12 protein-coding genes are annotated in these 18415 nt (G+C 53.6%); 9 read left to right on the forward strand and 3 right to left on the reverse strand.

The genetic code is table 11. The features are described 5' to 3' along the window. Nucleotides 1-17 precede the first annotated feature (17 nt). Together AC1MKH_RS16580 and AC1MKH_RS16585 are read right to left on the reverse strand one after the other, a co-directional pair. Nucleotides 18-5288, reverse strand: coding sequence for a peroxidase family protein (locus AC1MKH_RS16580; protein ID WP_276219812.1), 5271 nt, complete (start codon nt 5286-5288; stop codon nt 18-20). Between the two features lie 577 nt (nt 5289-5865). Next, on the reverse strand, nt 5866-6120 hold the full coding sequence (locus AC1MKH_RS16585) for a YkgJ family cysteine cluster protein (RefSeq protein ID WP_276219858.1): 255 nt from the start codon (nt 6118-6120) through the stop codon (nt 5866-5868). A gap of 150 nt (nt 6121-6270) precedes the next feature. Between AC1MKH_RS16585 and yeiP the strand changes: the two genes are divergently transcribed. Then, nucleotides 6271-6843, forward strand: a complete 573-nt coding sequence (yeiP, locus tag AC1MKH_RS16590) for an elongation factor P-like protein YeiP (protein WP_276219811.1) — start codon at nt 6271-6273, stop codon at nt 6841-6843. A 177-nt stretch (nt 6844-7020) separates the two neighbouring features. Here yeiP and uxuA read toward each other — a convergent pair whose 3' ends face one another. Further along, on the reverse strand, nt 7021-8211 hold the full coding sequence (gene uxuA, locus AC1MKH_RS16595) for a mannonate dehydratase (protein WP_276219810.1): 1191 nt from the start codon (nt 8209-8211) through the stop codon (nt 7021-7023). Between the two features lie 205 nt (nt 8212-8416). Here uxuA and AC1MKH_RS16600 point away from each other — a divergent pair, with 205 nt between their 5' ends. From AC1MKH_RS16600 to AC1MKH_RS16635, 8 genes are all read left to right on the forward strand, one after another. Next, nucleotides 8417-9886 (forward strand): mannitol dehydrogenase family protein, encoded by a 1470-nt coding sequence (locus AC1MKH_RS16600; protein WP_327621831.1) that lies wholly within the window; start codon nt 8417-8419, stop codon nt 9884-9886. 123 nt (nt 9887-10009) lie between these two features. Next, entirely contained in the window at nt 10010-10987 is a 978-nt protein-coding gene (locus tag AC1MKH_RS16605; protein WP_276219808.1) for a CobW family GTP-binding protein, read from the forward strand. Between the two features lie 44 nt (nt 10988-11031). Next, on the forward strand, nt 11032-11748 hold the full coding sequence (locus tag AC1MKH_RS16610; protein ID WP_276219807.1) for a phosphatase PAP2 family protein: 717 nt from the start codon (nt 11032-11034) through the stop codon (nt 11746-11748). Between the two features lie 413 nt (nt 11749-12161). Beyond that, nucleotides 12162-12734: a bifunctional murein DD-endopeptidase/murein LD-carboxypeptidase gene (mepS, locus tag AC1MKH_RS16615; protein ID WP_108473642.1), complete on the forward strand. Its 573-nt coding sequence runs from the start codon at nt 12162-12164 to the stop codon at nt 12732-12734. 121 nt (nt 12735-12855) lie between these two features. After that, the gene (locus tag AC1MKH_RS16620) at nt 12856-14421 is read left to right on the forward strand and encodes a cyclic di-GMP phosphodiesterase (RefSeq protein WP_276219806.1); all 1566 of its coding nucleotides are present in this window, start codon (nt 12856-12858) and stop codon (nt 14419-14421) included. A gap of 70 nt (nt 14422-14491) precedes the next feature. Continuing rightward, nucleotides 14492-16285: an extracellular solute-binding protein gene (locus tag AC1MKH_RS16625; protein WP_442961897.1), complete on the forward strand. Its 1794-nt coding sequence runs from the start codon at nt 14492-14494 to the stop codon at nt 16283-16285. 9 nt (nt 16286-16294) lie between these two features. After that, nucleotides 16295-17392: a microcin C ABC transporter permease YejB gene (locus AC1MKH_RS16630; RefSeq protein ID WP_276219805.1), complete on the forward strand. Its 1098-nt coding sequence runs from the start codon at nt 16295-16297 to the stop codon at nt 17390-17392. Next, entirely contained in the window at nt 17389-18414 is a 1026-nt protein-coding gene (locus tag AC1MKH_RS16635; RefSeq protein ID WP_276219804.1) for a microcin C ABC transporter permease, read from the forward strand. Before AC1MKH_RS16630 ends, AC1MKH_RS16635 begins: the two co-directional genes overlap by 4 nt. Nucleotide 18415 lies beyond the last annotated feature (1 nt).

An 18415-nucleotide genomic window follows, 5' to 3' on the forward strand; every position in this document is an offset into this window, starting at 1 on the left:
GAATGCCTTAAGCGTTATCAGAGAATAAAATCACCGACGCTCATGGTATTGGCATTCACCCCATCCAGTGTGATGACGTCGTTCCCGATGGTGATGGTGGCATCCCCGGCAACGGTCGTGACACGAACCTGATTCGCAAAGTTGGTGATGTTTAACAACCGCAGATCGATGAAATCCTGCCCACCTGCCGCATTGCTGTCGAAACCGGAGATAAGGTCGCGCCCAAAGCTTGCAGAGAAAGCAAAGGTGTCATTGCCGGCATCCCCGTTCATGGTGTCGTTTCCGGCACCGCCGTTAAGGATGTCATTACCTGCGCCGCCCGAGAGAACGTCGTTACCTGCACCACCCAGCAGCGTATCGGTACCGCCGTCGCCCTGAAGGGTATCGTTACCGTCGCCGCCGTCCAGGCGATCGGTGCCGTTCCCCCCTCGCAGCAGATCGTTACCGCCAAGCCCGGAGAGCGAATCGTTGCCATTTCCGCCGGTAATGGTGTTGGCCAGCGCGTTACCGGTTCCGGTGTAGTTCCCGTTGCCGGTGAAGACCAGTTGCTCAACGTTATCGGCCAGCACATAACTGGCGAGGCTGGTTTCCACCACGTCCGTTCCCGCATTGACACCTTCGCTGACCACGTCGCCCAGGTTATCCACAATGTAGGTATCATTACCGGTTCCACCAGACATGGTGTCGGCATCCAGCCCCCCGTTCAGCGTGTCGTCTCCGGCTTCGCCTTCCAGGATATCCCGGCCCGCGCCGCCATCGAGCGTGTCGTTTCCGGCACCGCCTATCAGCGTGTCATCGCCCCCCAGCCCTGACAGCACATCACTACCGCCCTCGCCGCGCAGAATGTCGCTTCCTGCGGTACCGGTGAGGTTGTTAGATTGATTGTTGCCAACGTTGAGATCGCCGACCACCTGCGTTGCCGCAGACGTCAGCACGACCGGCGGGTTGCCTTCGTCGTCACGGACGGTGACCACCACCTGTAGCGTCCGACCAACAACCGTCTGGGTCGGCGTATAGGTCGCGGCGGTTGCGCCATTAATGTTGACGAAGCCGTTGCCATTGCTCATTCGCCACTGGTAGCTGAAGTTACCGCCGCTTAGACCGTCAGCGTCCGCAATCCCGGAGACAATGGCGGTCAGCGTCAGGCTTTCGGTTGGCGTCAGGTCGTTAATGACCGGCAGCCCCGTGGTGGGTTGGTTGCGCGGCGTAACGGCCTGAGTGGGCGACGAGATAATCCGCTCGGCATCGCCCATGCGGTCGGTGAAGCTGGCGACGACGCGTAACTGCGCGCCCTGTAACCCGTTAGGTACACGGAATTCAGGGCCAGTCGCCTGATCTAGCCATTGCCCACCGCTCAGTGCCTGCCACGTCAGGGTGACCACGGTCGCTGCGGCAATCCCGTTACCATCACGTAAATTCGTGAGGTCGGCGCGCAGTAAATCGCCCTGCGAAGGCGTGGTGTCGCTGATGGCCAGACTCCCGGTCGCTGCCTGCGCGGTGACCCACAGTTGCTCGCCATCACCAAACTCCACTTTTTCGATGTTGAGCAGGCGGTCAACGCCATCATCGTTGACTATCCCGGCTGCGGGTGTGGCATGGTCCACTCTCAGGCTGCCATCCGCCATGCGGGTAAAGAGGTAATTACTGCTCAGGTCTCGATAAACCGCAATGTCCGTTTCCGTGCCTGCGCCTTCACGCAGAATTTCGCGCACCATCGTAATCTGGTTCGGTTTCAGGGTGCCCGCCAGCATGTAGGATTTCAGCTCGTTCAGGCTATCGGCGCTGGTGACGCCCGCCAGGCCGCTTACCGCCAGACGGACATTCAGCCAGGCGTCGCCATCGATAATGTCATCGCCAGCCTTACCCATCATCCGGTCGCTACCACCGCCGCCGAGCAGAATATCGCCGCCGTTATCCGGGTTAAACACCACCGCATTTGGATTGTTGCTCCGTGTCCCCCCGATAATGCTCTGCAACCCGCTGATGCGATCGACCCCTTCCTGAGTCAGGTTGTTTGACAACGGCACACCCTGAACAGGTGCAGTACCAATAGGTTGCTCTGTCCCGATCAGCACGTCGTTGAACTTCCAGCCTGATAGCCCTTCAACGAGGTCGAAGCGGTCTCGCAGAATAAACTCCTGCTGGTTTACGAAGATAGGAATGCCGAGATCCGAGTTCGCCCCATTAGGATCGCCCTTATGGATTGCCCAGTCGAACCCGGCCATACCGTTGTTACGCTGGATACCGGCACCCTGCACCATGATGTCGTCACCCGCTTCGCCATCGTAGTCGGTGTCGTTGCCCTGACCGTTGAGAATGTCGTGGCCGATGATGGTGCTGTTGAAGAAGAGCTCAGAGTTCTCCCCGGTAAGGCTGTCAAAGCCATCACCGCCCTCCAGCCAGTCATCGCCTTCATTACCCAGCAGGGCATCGCCGCCAGAGCCGCCAAGCACGAAGTCATTATCACGCCCGGCGAAAACTTCCTGTGCATCTTCGCCCACCGACAGGAAATCGCTGCCGCTGCCGCCAAAGATCAGATCGTTCCCGTTACCGGAGAAGATAACGTCATGGCCTGCGTCACCATGCAGGAAGTCAGCTCCGCCGATAGGCGTGTTGGTGTCGGTAATAATGTCGTTACCGTCGCCCCCGTGCACCACGTCAGCTTCATCGCCGCCGTCCAGACGGTCGTCGCCGCCATCCCCCCACAGGCTGTCAATACCTTTACCGCCGATGAGCGTGTCGTTCCCGGCTGAGCCGCCGAGCACCACGTGTCCGTCACCGGAATATTTCAGGTAAGCGCCGTCGGCGGCACCGTCACCATTCACATCCGTTGTGGCGGCACGACGCACCAGCAGCGGCGTCAGCAAATCTTTCAGCGGGTTGCCCCAGGTCGGGTCCGCATCCGTTTGCAGCGCGCGATTCACTTCGAAGATGAAGTCCGGCGTCTGGAACAGGTGAGCCGGAAGATGTGACGACCCGGCAGCGCCCAGGTCGCTGTTACGCATCACCAGCGCCGAGAAGGAGTTCGCTTCCAGCTCGTTGAGCATGTTCAGCCCCTGAGTACGGCTCAGGTAGTAGAAACGGTCACCGTCCTGCAACATCTCCATCTGGGTTTCAAAGACAAAGTTGAAGGTTGAGCCGAGCATGCCGCCAAACTCATTTTTCCGCTCTGCCAGGCCGCCAATCCAGAAATCGACATTATTCAGACCTGACTCTTTTGTCGCCCAGTCGCCGGTGCTGTTGAAGAAATCCATGGCATCGGCGGGTGGCGAGGTCGTGTCATCGCCAAAGAGCAGGAAATTCACCGCCGCGCGTTTGCCTTCAATGGTTGACGCGGCAAGGATCGACTCATGCTGACCGTAGGCCGCCATAAAGTTGATTATTGACGCCGGGTTTTTCAGGAACGAGGCAAAATCAGCCCAACTGGTATAAGGCCGCAGCTGACTGTTTCCGCTCAGTTCATAGAACTGTTCACGCGCCTGATTCAGGGTTGGCATCCCGGTTTCACGCCCACGCGCGATATTCAGCGCGCCTAAATCCAGCGGTAAACCCACCAGGTTGTTACGTAGCGCATCGGTAATAAATTCATCGATTTCGTTACCGACCTGCCGCGACATTCCGCGCACAATAGCGCCAATCGCCTGGTCGTCAGAAATGATTTGTCCGTTGAATTCATTAAACGCTACCGGGTTCAGGAAAGCCTCAATCAGGCCGACATCATCCCCCTGCATTGCCATATTGGTACGATCAACGGTTTCCGTCAGCATCGAGTGACCAAAACGGTAGACCACGTGGGCAAACTCGGCAAAAATCGCCGGGTTAATATCCGCGCTGTTCGAGAAGACAAACGGGTCGATCGCAGGCTGCACGGTACGGCCAAACTCTTCGAAAACAAGGTGCTGATACTGCATTTCCGTGGCGAAGCGCGCGGCCTGGAACAGGTATTCGCCGTTCCATTGCAGTGAATTAAGATTCGCCGGAATCGCGGTTATCTGATGATCCGGCATCAGCCACTGGTTGATGAGATCGACATCGTTGGTTGCCAGCAGCGTATTTTTGTACTCTTCCACCAAACGGTTGTGTTCGCTATGGAATACAGAGTGCACCGCCGTTAAGCCGATGTTTTCATTCCCGCGCCCGTCGCCGGTGATAAAGTGGCGGGCAAGGAGTTCGTCATCATATGTGCCTGCGACCGGCGCACCGCCAATAGCGGTATCGGCATCAGCCGTAAGCCCTGCGGTGGGTACCGCACTGTGCGCGATATCATCAAGGAAGGCGTGCCCGGTGCGCAACGTTCCCGCAGGAAGCGGCCCACCGTCTGCCTCAAACAGCCCGCCAGTGGTAACAATTTGTACCTTCCCATTTTCACTCAGGATCAAATTACCGTAGCGGTCCGTTGCCAATAATGGGACATTAAAAACATCCTGATCGGTTAATTTAATCCCCAGCAGCATTTCTGCCTGCTGTTTAACATCCGCCCAGGTCGCCAAACCACCGTTGGCACCTTCTAATAAATGACCGGTTGGAACCGGTTTCCCATCCACCATGACATATTCACGAATAAAGATTTGGTGGGAGGGATGAGAGGTATAGGTTTGGTTCTGATCAATAAAAGGCGTAGTCAGGTTAACGGTATTATGATTTTCATCAACCTGCGATCGCGTAAGAACCATGAAGTTGGTTCTGGAGCCTGGAACAAATAATGGGTCATCTTCCTGAAGCGGAATAAATACAATACCATTACCCGCTTTGGGGATTAAATCCAGACCATGGTCAAAGAATTGGCCAAAGAACGTCATCCAGCCATTAAATGCCGGAGATAAACCGATATCGGGTGAGAGGTTAGGAATGGATAAACTGCCATTATCCGATACCGTTCCGCCGCCAGGAGAACCCGAAAGTTCTTCATGCGCCTCAACCGCCGCCGGGTTAGAGTCGGTTTGATCTGAGATCAGGTTACTGATAATACGTGGATCTGCATCAATAACCGTTGCGCCATTCAACTGGGTGTAGCTGGTCAATGCGTCGGCATCCGCCCAGTTGATAGCCGTCAGCCTCGGCATGGTTTGATCGGCAGAACCATACAGTTCCTGCCCCGGCAACAGGTTGTTCCAGGAACCATCGACGGTGCGTATCCCATAGGGTAACAGAGGGCTGGAGACGAGGTCGCGCAGGAGATCGCCATTGATACTGCCATCAGCATTGGTTGCTGCTTCGGAGATCTTGATTTGCTTCAAAATAAATTCAAGATCGTGCAGTGTGACGGTGAAATCATATTGTGAGGCCATAACCATTACCTCTTTATTAAATATAAAGTTTTGCGCTTTCCCTACCGTGTTTAATGACAGGCGGAAAAAGAGCGAGCTGGAGTAGATAAAATCAATTATCTGTTTACTATTACAATTTCCCTTTTGTCATTGATGAATATCTTTTGAACCCAAGATAATAATTGAGAGGTAAGCGTTATCTCCTGAAAAAATGCTTAAGTGAAACCGTCACATTTAATCAATAAATGCGATGAAAATTAAACGTACAGGCAGACTGAAGCCTCAACAGAAGTAAGTGCGTAAAAAAACAGTCATCACGTTAATATATAAAATTGGTATCGCTCATATTAATTACCAGACTAATATAGTTGCACTTCGTTATTATTGTAATATTAAATATGAAGGCTCCCTACTTTCTTAGTATCATACTTTTTCATTAAAAAAGGGCGATTAATACTAATTTTGTCATATATCTTTCAGAGCGCTAACTCAATGAGATTGAATCATTTTTCTGGTGAATATATTAATAGATGTTGTCGAGAAATATTCTCAATACAACGGGCGGGTTAATACACGCATTCAGCCATCACAATTCGAGTTACGGCAGCGTATCTTCTTCCAGTTTGAGCAGATAAACCATCGCCTCATCACGATGCGTTTTGCACATCTCGCGCACGGGTTGCAGCCCCCCACAAACCAGAGGACGTTCCGGCATGCCAAAAATCTTACACAGATTATTATCCGCAAGCTGGATACAACGGGTATTGGCAGGCTTACCATTTGGCATGCCAGGGATCGGACTGGAGATAGACGGCGCAATGCAGCAGGCCCCACAATCCGGGCGACATTCCATAATGTAGACTCTTATCAGGGGCGCAATGGCGCGCACAGTATCACCTTTTAGCTGAAGATAGCAAAACCCTTCAATTCCTCTTGCCTGAAAGGCCCGTCGCGAGTACTTTTACGCGATATTTTTGACACCCTTGTACACAGGATAATTGCAATGCCAAGAGCGAACGAAATTAAGAAAGGTATGGTGCTGAATTACAACGGCAAATTGCTGATTGTAAAAGATATTGATATTCAGTCACCGAGCGCCCGTGGCGCTGCAACGCTGTATAAAATGCGTTTCTCCGATGTGCGCACCGGCCTGAAAGTCGAAGAGCGTTTTAAAGGCGACGATATCCTCGATACCGTTACCCTGAACCGCCGCTTTGTTGATTTCTCCTACATCGATGGTAATGAGTACGTCTTCATGGATAAAGAAGACTACACCCCATACACCTTCACCAAAGATCAGATTGAAGAAGAACTGCTGTTCATTCCTGAAGGCGGTATGCCGGATATGCAGGTTCTGCTGTGGGACGGCCAGTTGCTGGCGCTGGAACTGCCGCAGACCGTTGATCTGGAAATCGTCGAAACGTCACCGGGCATTAAAGGCGCGTCAGCAAGCGCACGCAACAAACCGGCTACGCTGACCACCGGCCTCGTTATTCAGGTTCCTGAATACCTGAGCGCGGGCGAAAAAATTCGTATCCATATTGAAGAAAAACGCTATATGGGCCGTGCGGACTAATCGCGATGGCTTCGCCTGATGCGCTTCGCTTATCAGGCCTACAACGTCGGCGCAATTCATCAAATTGTTTTCACTTGTAGGCCGGGCAAGCGCAGCGCCCCCGGCAATTATGCAAGCATCCGCATTAACGTAAAAAAGCCAGCTCAATGAGCTGGCTTTTTATATTCTGAAACCAAATTACAGCAGATCGCGGAACTTAGTCGCTTTCAGCGCCATCTCAACGCCGCGCACTTCTGCCAGCCCTTTCAGGCGGCCAATCGCCGAGTAACCTGGGTTGGTTTTCTTTTTCAGATCGTCAAGCATCTGATGGCCGTGGTCCGGACGCATCGGAATCGGACGCAAATCACCGGCGTTCTTACGACGCTGTTCTTCAGTCAGAATCGCATCAACCACCGCAACCATGTTCACATCACCCTGCAAATGCGCAGCTTCGTGGAAGGTTTTCGGGTTGTCTTCGCGGCAGGTGGAGCGCAGGTGCGTGAAGTGAATACGGTCACCGAAGGTTTCAATCATTTTCACCAGGTCGTTATCGGCGCGCACGCCATAAGAACCCGTGCACATGGTGAAGCCGTTATTGATGCTGTCGACGGTCTCTTTCAGCCACTGCATATCTTCAATGGTCGAAACGATACGCGGCAGGCCCAGGATCGGGCGCGGCGGATCGTCCGGGTGAACCGCGAGGCGCACGCCCACTTCTTCTGCAACCGGCACAATCGCACGCAGGAAGACGGCCATGTTTTCACGCAGCTGATCTTTGCTGATGTGATCGTACTCAGCCAGACGCGCACGGAACTGATCAAGGGTATAGCCCTCTTCCGCACCCGGCAGGCCAGCAATGATATTGCGGGTCAGTTTTTCAACGTCCGCAGCGGTCATGGCGTCGAAATACGCTTTTGCCTGCTGCTGCTCTTCGGCGGTGTAATCGGCTTGCGCGCCTTCACGCTTCAGGATGTGCAGCTCAAAAGCAGCAAACGCGATTTGATCGAAACGCAGCGCTTTGGAACCATCTTCCAGCGTGTATTCGAGGTCCGTACGCGTCCAGTCAAGGATCGGCATAAAGTTGTAGCACACGGTATCAATGCCGCAGGTCGCCAGGTTGCGAATACTCTGCTGATAGTTAGCAATCCAGGTTTTGTACTCGCCGGAATGCGTTTTGATATCTTCGTGAACCGGAATACTTTCAACAACAGACCAGGTCAGCCCTTTTTCCGCCAGCATCGCCTGACGTTTTTGAATTTCTTCGACCGGCCAAACCAAACCATTCGGGATGTGGTGCAGCGCCGTCACGACGCCTGTTGCGCCAGCCTGACGTACATCATCAAGGGAAACCGGATCATTTGGGCCATACCAACGCCATGTTTGTTCCATCGCCTCAACCTCTCAACTTGTTATACCAATAAAATATTCGTTAATGACGACTACCATACATGTTTATTCGTAGTGGTCAAATACGGCCCCCGCAATGATTGATCTGGCTCACATTACCCGGATAAATTCGGCACACCAATTCAATTTGTTGTCATATAACTTTACACTGGCATTGTTAATTACTGGTTAATCGGACGTGTAAACAATGAAAACAATCGCCAACAGTACGCTCCCTGAGAATGTGCAACTGCCTCATTATGATAGAAAAGCACTGCGCTCGCGGATTGTGCATTTTGGTTTCGGTGCCTTCCATCGCGCGCATCAGGCTCTGCTGACTGACCGGGTGCTTAATGCCGAAGGCGGCGATTGGGGGATCTGCGAGATCAGCCTGTTTAGCGGCGACCAGTTGATGAGCCAGCTTCGCGCGCAGGATCATCTGTTCACGGTGCTGGAAAAAAGCGGCGACGGCAATCAACCGATCGTGATTGGTGCAGTGAATGAATGTCTGAACGCCAAACTGGATTCGCTGGCGGCGATTATTGAGAAATTCTGCGAGCCGCAGGTAGCGATTGTTTCTCTGACGATCACCGAGAAAGGCTACTGCATTGACCCGGCAACCGGGCAACTGGATGTGAATCAGCCACGCATCGCGCACGATCTCGGCCATCCGCAGGAGCCCCACTCTGCGCCGGGTATCCTGGTCGAAGCCCTGCACCGCCGTCGAGAACGCGGGCTATCCGCTTTTACGGTTCTCTCCTGTGACAATATTCCGGACAACGGTCACGTGGTGAAAAACGCCGTGCTGGGCATGGCAAAACAGCGCGATCCAGCATTAGCTGAGTGGATAGCTACGCATGTCACCTTCCCCGGCACCATGGTTGATCGCATTGTTCCGGCGGCCACCGACGCGTCGCTTGCGGAAATCACCGATGAGCTGGGCGGCGTGAATGATCCCTGTGCGATCAGCTGTGAGCCGTTTATCCAGTGGGTTATTGAAGATAACTTTGTGGCGGGCCGCCCGGCATGGGAAATCGCCGGGGCTCAGCTGGTTGATGATGTGTTGCCGTGGGAAGAGATGAAGCTGCGCATGCTCAATGGCAGCCACTCGTTTCTGGCATATCTGGGTTATCTGGCGGGCTATCAGCATATCAGCGACTGCATGCAGGACGCCGATTTCCGCCTCGCGGCGCATCGTTTAATGATGACGGAGCAAGCCCCCACGCTGAAGATTACCGATGTGGACTTAGGCGCTTATGCCGACAGCCTGATTACCCGATTTAGCAACCCGGCGCTGAAGCATCGCACCTGGCAAATCGCGATGGACGGTAGCCAGAAGCTGCCTCAGCGCTTGCTGGATGGCATTCGCGTACACCTGGCGCAGGGTACCGCGTGGCCGCTGCTGGCATTAGGCGTCGCGGGCTGGATGCGCTACGTCAGCGGTATCGATGATGCGGGTGAAAAAATTGATGTCCGCGACCCGTTATCGGAGAAAATCGCCCGGATTGTTGCCAACAGCCGTGATGAAGAGCGCGTTGTCGCTCTGCTAACGCTCAGTGAAATCTTTGGCACTGACCTGCCGGGCAACGCGACATTTGTCGAAAACGTCCAGCAGGCGTGGCAGCGCCTGCTGCAAACCGGTGCGCGTCAGGCGATCATCACCACCCTGAATAGTTAACAATTTCTGCTTTTATGCGAAGAGAAATCATTTCTCTTCGCGAATTACTTCTCTTTTCATCGCCTTTTCGCCAGGATTAACGCAACCCGTAGCAACGTTGCAGATTTTTATTCTGGAGTTTTCGTGACAAAGACCAACCTGATAACCGGTTTTCTCGGTAGCGGTAAAACCACCTCCATCCTCCATCTGCTGGCCAATAAGCCCGCCGATGAGAAGTGGGCGGTGCTGGTAAATGAGTTCGGTGAAGTGGGCATTGATGGCGCGCTGCTGGCCGATAGCGGTGCGTTGCTTAAAGAGATCCCCGGCGGTTGCATGTGTTGTGTGAATGGTTTGCCGATGCAGGTGGGCCTGAATACGCTTCTGCGTCAGGGAAAGCCCGACCGCCTGCTCATTGAGCCCACCGGGCTGGGTCACCCCAAACAGATCCTCGATATTCTCACCGCTGCGGTCTATGAGCCATGGATTGACCTGCGGGCGACGCTTTGTGTGCTTGACCCGCGCCAGCTGCTGGATGAAAAAGTGGTTCTGAACGAGAACTTCCGCGACCAGCTCGCCGCCGCCGATATTATCATTGCCAATAAAGGCGATCGCGCGACTGCGGAAAGCGAGCGGGCACTGGAAAGCTGGTGGCAACAGTACGGTGGCGCGCGCCAGCGTGTGAATGCCACACAGGGTAATATTGATATCGCCCTGCTCGACCAGCCGCGCAGCAACCTCGCGGAACTTCCCACAAGCGACGCACACTCACACGCGCACCCGGAGAAAAAAGGGCTCGCCGCGCTCAGTCTGCCGGAGCATCAACGCTGGCGTCGTAGCCTGAACAGCGGTCAGGGTTATCAATCCTGCGGCTGGATTTTTGACGCCGATACCACCTTCGACACGGTGGGCATCCTTGAATGGGCGCGCCTGGCTCCCGTGCAACGCGTCAAAGCGGTCATGCGTATTCCTGAGGGGCTGGTGCGAATCAACCGCCAGGGCGCAGATCTGCACATTGAAACGCAGAGCGTCGCGCCGCCGGACAGCCGCATCGAACTGATTAATGATGCGGACGCCGACTGGAATGCACTGCAAACAACTCTGTTGAAGCTCCGTTTAGCGTGAAAGGGCTAAGGTTGCGGTCGTTGTTGAATTATGGTGATGAAAAAATGAAAACGCGATATCCGTTAATCCTGCTGCTGAACGCTGCGGGCATAGCACTCTTTTTATGCTGGTTCCTGCCGCCCAACCATGGCGTCTGGTTTAATGTTGATTCCGCTATTTTTCACTTCTTTAATCACGGCCTCGATGAGAGCCGCGTTTATCAGTGGTTCCTCGCGATTACCAACAACCGCGCCTTTGATGGCTGCTCGCTGCTGGCGATGGGTTGCCTGATGCTTAGCTTCTGGCTGAAAGAGGATGCCGCTGGCCGTCGCCGGATTATTATCATCGGCCTGGTGATGCTGCTTGCCGCGGTGATTATTAACCAGCTGGCGCAGAATTTGATGCCGGTTAAGCGCGCCAGTCCAACGCTATTTTTCCCGGACACCCATCGGGTGAGCGATTATTTGCACATTTCGACCAAGGATGCCTCGCGAGATAGTTTCCCTGGCGACCATGGCATGATGCTGCTCATTTTTTCGACATTCATGTGGCGTTATTTCGGCAGAAAAGCGTTCGCCATCGCGTTGGCTATTTTCGTGATTTTTGCCTTCCCGCGCGTAATGATTGGCGCACACTGGTTTACCGATATTGCCGTCGGTTCTCTGACGGCGGTGTTGATTGGCATTCCGTGGGTATTGATGACCCCGCTCAGCGACAAGGCAATATCGCTTTTTGAGCGCTATCTTCCGCGTCTCAATATGGCTCGCTCCGAAAATAAATAACGGACGTTATAAAATTATCATCAGGGATCGTTTTCGATCCCTGATTTATTTCTGCCGATAAATCATTCTGAATTACGTTTCCCCTCAAAAATATTCGCCTTACGAATGAGTGAGTTGCCTATTTTTCAGGCTAAATTGACACTATTTTACGCATTCACAAATTTTAACTTTCTGTATCACAATTTCTTATAAGAAATCCTGTAAAACCACTCGCAATGCCCTTGTCAATCGGGTAATCTCAATCGCGTTTGCCAATAATGAGCAATTATTCTCATAGTGAATAATTTTGTGCGCCAGTCCACAGATCTGACTTTAAAGAATTGTCTCATTGTTAGCGTGTATTTAGTCTCAGACGCGTTTGGCATTTTTTATAACGACATTGTCGTTAAGGACTTCAAGGGAAAACACATAAAATGGTCAAATCTCAACCAATTTTGAGATATATCTTGCGAGCGATTCCAGCAGTAGCAGTTGCGGTTCTGCTTTCTGCCTGTAGCACAACAAAAGACACCGCCAGGAATATGCATTCTGAGACGCATGCTGTGGGCACCAACGATGCCTCGTCACTGCAAGCCTCTCAGGATGAATTTGAATCGATGGTCCGCAACCTCGACGTGAAATCACGTTTGATGGATCAGTATGCAGGCTGGAAAGGCGTTCGTTATCGTTTAGGCGGTGACACCAAACGCGGCGTTGATTGCTCCAGCTTTGTACAGCGCACCTTCCGCGAACAATTTGGTTTAGAGCTGCCGCGTTCTACGTGGGAGCAGCAGGAAACCGGTAAATCTGTTTCTCGTAGCCAGCTTCGCACCGGCGATTTAGTCCTGTTCCGTGCAGGTTCTACCGGTCGTCATGTCGGCATCTATATCGGCAACAATCAGTTCGTTCACGCGTCTACCAGCAGCGGTGTAACGATCTCCAGCATGAATGAGCCATACTGGAAGAAGCGCTATAATGAAGCGCGCCGAGTTTTAAGCCGCTCTTAATATCACTTGCTGTCAGTATCCCTTGATTGACCGCAAGCATAAGAAAGCACTGCTCTGGCAGTGCTTTTTTTTTCCAATGATTTGGCGAAGCCGATTTAAATAACCGAGACACGCATCCTTTATGCTAAGCCGTAAAACGCTGTTAAGCCGCCGAATCTCCATCACCAGCCTGCTGGTTGGCGTGTTTTTTGCCCTGTTGGCAGGCGGAACTCAGTTTCTTGTCTCTTACCACAAACGCACTGAGCAGTTTGACAATACCATCACCGAGCTGAAGACCTATCTCAATAGCTACTTTGGCGAAGTACTCAATACTATCGATACCCTGCAACCGTTAACCATGAGCTCGTGCGAGAATGTCTCCTCCGAGCTCACCTCGCGCGCCGCCTTTAGCCTCAATATTCGCGCCTTTCTGCTGGTAAAAGAGGGCCATGCGTTTTGTTCATCGGCCACGGGTCCGCTGGATATTGCGATTAAAGATCTGGTCCCTTCTCTCGACCTTTCACAAAACCAGGCGATGGCGATTCTACCCGGCACGCCCATGATGCCCCACCGCCCGGCGTTTATTCTGTGGGACCGAAGCCCACTGTTGGCCGACCGGGGCGTATTTACCTCCATCAACGCCAATCTGATGCCGTGGATACTGAATTCTTCGAAGCAAAGCCAGTACAGTGGCGTCGCGCTGGTGATTAATGGCAACACGGCGATCTCGACCTTTAACCACCAACCCGTGCCGCTAACCAGCATTGAAAACACGCCTATTCGCCAGGCTAAAATCAACGGCGTTCCGCTGGAGATTTATCTCTATGGTAACGAAGTCGCCACGGATAATATGCTTTACTCATTGCTGCTTGGGGCGATGTGCGGCCTGCTGAGTGGGATTCTGTGTGCTTATGTAATGACGATAAGAATGCGGCCGGGTCGGGAAATTCTCTCGGCTATTACCCGAGGCCAGTTTTACGTGGTCTACCAGCCGGTGGTGCATGCCAGCGATTTACATATTGGCGGTGTAGAGGTGCTGATGCGCTGGACGCATCCGGTGGCGGGCAATATTCCACCGGACGCCTTCATCAGCTTTGCTGAAGGGCAAAACCTGATTGTCCCTCTCACCCGCCATCTTTTTGATTTGATCGCCAAAGATGCCCCCGCCCTGCAAAAAGTGCTGCCGCCCGGCGCAAAGCTTGGGATAAACATTTCGCCAAGCCATCTGCATGCCGAGAGCTTCAAGCAGGATATTCGCCATCTGCTTGCCAGCCTGCCCGAAAACTATTTCCAGGTCGTGCTGGAACTCACCGAGCGCGACATGCTCAACGAGAAACAGGCGGTGAAACTGTTTGAGTGGCTGCACGGCGAAGGCATCGAGATTGCCATTGATGATTTCGGCACCGGCCATAGCGCGCTGATTTATCTTGAGCGCTTTACGCTGGATTATCTGAAAATCGACCGCGGCTTCGTTAACGCTATAGGGATGGAAACGGTCACCTCGCCGGTGCTGGATACGGTACTGACGCTCACGCACCGTTTGAATCTGGTGACCGTCGCAGAAGGTGTGGAGACGCAGGAGCAGGCAACGTGGCTGCGCGACCACGGCGTGGATTTCCTGCAAGGCTACTGGATAAGCCAGCCGCTCACCCTCACTCAGCTTGTTGAAGCGCATAATGAGCCTGCGAAATATTTCACAAGCCGCTAAGGGTCAATTATGATTCAAGGACATCAGGAACGGATCATAAAGGGAAGGTAACCCGGTGATATTTGTGCGCATGTGTCTCGTGCTGTTGGCGCTGAGCAGTTTTTCCCTCGGCGCACAGACGATTAAAGAGAGTTACGCCTTTGCCGTGATCGGCGAGCCGAAGTATGCCATTAACTTTAATCACTTCGATTACGTCAACCCGGCTGCTCCCAAAGGCGGCACGATCACGCTCTCATCCATTGGTACCTTTGATAACTTCAACCGTTACGCACTACGCGGCAATCCTGGCGTGCGTACCGAATCGCTCTACGATGCCCTCTTCACCACCTCCGACGATGAACCGGGCAGCTATTATCCGCTGATTGCCGAAAGCGCCCGCTATGCCGATGATTACTCATGGGTAGAAGTCAGCATGAACCCGCAGGCCCGCTTTCATGATGGAACGCCCATAACCGCCCGCGACGTCGAATTTACCTTTCACAAGTTTATGACCGAAGGGGTGCCGCAATTCCGTTTGGTCTACAAAGGCACGACGGTCAAAGCCATTGCGCCGCTCACGGTACGTTTCGAATTGGGTAAACCAGGTAAAGAGGATATGTTAAGCCTCTTCTCCCTGCCGGTTATGCCAGAGAAATTCTGGCGCGACCATAAGCTAAGCGATCCGCTCTCTACCCCACCGCTCGCCAGCGGCCCCTATCGCATTACCGACTGGCGGCTGGGGCAATATATTGTCTATTCACGAGAGAAAAATTACTGGGGCGCGAATTTGCCCGTCAACCGTGGCCGCTGGAATTTCGATACGCTGCGCTACGACTATTACCTTGATGACAACGTCGCCTTTGAAGCGTTTAAGGCGGGCGCGTTCGACATGCGTAACGAAAGCAGCGCCAAAAACTGGGCCACGCGCTACATCGGCAAGAATTTCGCCAGTGGCTATATCGTTAAAGAAGCGCAAAAAAATGAGGCCGCCCAGGACACACGCTGGCTGGCATTTAATATCCAGCGCCCCGTCTTTGCCGATCGTCAGGTACGCGAAGCCATCAGCATGGCCTTTGATTTTGAATGGATGAACAAAGCGCTGTTTTATAACGCCTACAGCCGCCCTGCCAGCTATTTCCAGAATACAGAGTACGCGGCACGCCATTATCCGAATGCCGAGGAACTCACGCTACTGGCACCGATGAAAAAGGACCTTCCACCTGAAGTCTTCACCACCATTTATCAGCCTCCAGTCTCAAACGGTGATGGTGCAAACCGACAAAACCTGCTGAAAGCGGGAGATATACTCACCCACGTGGGTTGGGTGCTGAAAGACCAACAGCGGGTGAATGAAAAAACCGGCCAGCCGCTGCGCTTCGAACTGCTGGTCGCCTCTGGCGGTAATAACCAGTGGGTGCTGCCGTTCCAGCGCAATCTGAAACGCCTCGGGGTCGAGATGTCTATTCGCCAGGTGGATAACTCTCAGTTGCTCAGCCGCTTGCGTAAACGCGATTACGACATGATGCCAAGCCTGTGGCGCGCCACGCCGTGGCCCAGCTCCGACCTGCAAATTTCCTGGTCATCTGAGTACATCAACTCAACCTATAACGCGCCCGGCGTCGCCAGCCCGGTCGTTGACGCGTTGATCAATCAGATAATCCAGGCGAAAGGTGACGAGAAAAAATTGCTGCCGCTGGGTCGCGCGCTGGATCGCGTCTTAACCTGGAACTTCTACATGCTGCCGATGTGGTATATGGCGGAAGATCACGTCGCCTACTGGGATAAATTCTCGCATCCGCCGATTCGCCCACTCTATGCCAGCGGCTTTGATAACTGGTGGTATGACGTCAATAAAGCGGCGAAACTGCCGGAAGCCCGGCGTTAAGGAGAAAATATGAGCGCTTATTTGCTCCGCCGCTTATTGCTGATTATCCCGACGCTGTGGGCAATCATCACGCTTAACTTTTTTATTGTCCAGATTGCCCCCGGCGGCCCGGTCGACCAGGCCATTGCTGCCGTTGAATTCGGTAATCCGGGTGGCTTGCCCGGTACGGGCGGTGGCGGCTCCGGCGGCGGTCATGCACGCGCGGGCGTGGGGAATATCGCCGACAGCCAGTATCGCGGCGGGCGTGGCCTTGACCCGGAAGTGATCGCTGAAATTACTCAGCGCTACGGTTTTGATAAACCGCTGCACGAACGCTACTTCAAAATGCTGTGGGATTACATCCGCTTTGATTTCGGCAATAGCCTGTTTCGTAACGCCTCCGTTTTACAGTTGATGAAGGACAGCCTGCCCGTTTCGATTACGCTCGGTCTGTGGAGCACGCTGATTATTTACCTGGTGTCGATACCGCTCGGTATTCGTAAAGCAGTACAAAACGGCAGCCGTTTCGATACCTGGAGCAGCGCGTTGATTATTATTGGCTATGCCATTCCGGCGTTTCTGTTCGCTATCTTGTTGATTGTATTCTTCGCTGGCGGCAGCTATTACGACCTGTTCCCGCTACGCGGGCTGGTATCGGCTAATTTCGACACGCTTCCCTGGTATCAGAAAATCACCGACTACCTCTGGCACATCACGCTGCCGGTGCTGGCGACGGTGATTGGCGGCTTTGCGGCGCTTACCATGCTGACCAAAAACTCGTTTCTTGACGAAATTCGCAAGCAATACGTGGTCACCGCCCGCGCCAAAGGCGTGAGCGAGCACAACATCCTGTGGAAGCATATTTTTCGTAACGCCATGCTGCTGGTCATTGCCGGTTTTCCGGCCACCTTTATCAGCATGTTCTTTACCGGTTCGCTGCTGATTGAAGTGATGTTTTCCCTGAACGGGCTGGGGCTTTTGGGTTATGAGGCGACCGTCTCGCGCGACTACCCGGTGATGTTCGGCACGCTCTACATTTTCACGCTGATCGGCCTGCTGCTGAATATTGTCAGTGATATCACCTATACGCTGGTCGATCCGCGCATCGATTTTGAGGGCCGGGGATGATGCCGTTAAACCCAATTAATCAGGCGCGCTGGGCGCGCTTTCGCCATAACCGTCGCGGCTACTGGTCGCTGTGGATCTTTTTGATCGTCTTCGTATGCAGCATGTGTTCCGAACTCATCGCCAACGATCGCCCTTTGCTGGTGCAGTACAAAGGCAGCCTCTATGTGCCGCTGGTGAAAGAGTACAGTGAACAAACTTTTGGCGGCCAGTTCGCCACCGCCGCCGATTACCAGGACCCGTGGCTGCGTAAGCAGTTGCGCGAAAATGGCTGGGTGCTGTGGGCGCCGGTTCGCTACGGTGCAACAACCATTGACTTTAATACGGACCTCCCCTTCCCTTCGCCGCCCTCCTCGCAAAACTGGCTGGGCACCGACGCCAACGGCGGGGATGTGCTGGCGCGAATTCTCTACGGCACACGCATCTCGATTCTGTTTGGCCTGATGCTGACGATTTGTTCCAGCGTGATGGGCGTCGCGGCCGGCGCGATTCAGGGCTATTACGGCGGTAAAATTGACCTGTGGGGGCAACGTTTTATTGAGGTATGGTCCGGCATGCCTACGCTGTTCTTAATTATTCTGCTCTCAAGCGTCGTGCAACCGGGTTTCTGGTGGCTGCTGGCAATCACCGTCCTGTTTGGCTGGATGGCGCTGGTCGGCGTGGTGCGCGCGGAATTTTTACGCACGCGAAACTACGACTATATTCGCGCGGCGCAGGCGCTGGGCGTGAGCGATCGCAGCATTATTTTCCGCCATATGCTGCCCAATGCGATGGTCGCCACCCTCACCTTCCTGCCGTTTATTTTATGCAGCTCAATTACCACGCTAACCTCGCTGGATTTTCTCGGCTTCGGCCTGCCGCTGGGTTCGCCGTCATTAGGTGAATTGCTGTTGCAGGGCAAGAATAACCTTCAGGCCCCGTGGCTCGGCATCACGGCGTTTCTTTCCGTTGCCGTGCTGTTGTCGCTGCTGATTTTCATCGGCGAAGCGGTGCGCGACGCTTTCGATCCGAATAAGGCGGTTTAAG

It is taken from the genome of Pseudocitrobacter sp. CD920760, from assembly GCF_057782505.1.

Bases quoted from the DNA above. Each gene is read 5' to 3' on its own strand.
- AC1MKH_RS16610 (WP_276219807.1), top strand. From the start codon at position 11,032: ATGAAAACGCGATATCCGTTAATCCTGCTGCTGAACGCTGCGGGCATA.
- AC1MKH_RS16630 (WP_276219805.1), top strand. From the start codon at position 16,295: ATGAGCGCTTATTTGCTCCGCCGCTTATTGCTGATTATCCCGACGCTG.
- AC1MKH_RS16620 (WP_276219806.1), top strand. From the start codon at position 12,856: ATGCTAAGCCGTAAAACGCTGTTAAGCCGCCGAATCTCCATCACCAGC.
- uxuA (WP_276219810.1), bottom strand. From the start codon at position 8,211: ATGGAACAAACATGGCGTTGGTATGGCCCAAATGATCCGGTTTCCCTT.
- mepS (WP_108473642.1), top strand. From the start codon at position 12,162: ATGGTCAAATCTCAACCAATTTTGAGATATATCTTGCGAGCGATTCCA.
- AC1MKH_RS16600 (WP_327621831.1), top strand. From the start codon at position 8,417: ATGAAAACAATCGCCAACAGTACGCTCCCTGAGAATGTGCAACTGCCT.
- AC1MKH_RS16580 (WP_276219812.1), bottom strand. From the start codon at position 5,288: ATGGCCTCACAATATGATTTCACCGTCACACTGCACGATCTTGAATTT.
- AC1MKH_RS16625 (WP_442961897.1), top strand. From the start codon at position 14,492: ATGTGTCTCGTGCTGTTGGCGCTGAGCAGTTTTTCCCTCGGCGCACAG.
- yeiP (WP_276219811.1), top strand. From the start codon at position 6,271: ATGCCAAGAGCGAACGAAATTAAGAAAGGTATGGTGCTGAATTACAAC.
- AC1MKH_RS16585 (WP_276219858.1), bottom strand. From the start codon at position 6,120: ATGGAATGTCGCCCGGATTGTGGGGCCTGCTGCATTGCGCCGTCTATC.
- AC1MKH_RS16635 (WP_276219804.1), top strand. From the start codon at position 17,389: ATGATGCCGTTAAACCCAATTAATCAGGCGCGCTGGGCGCGCTTTCGC.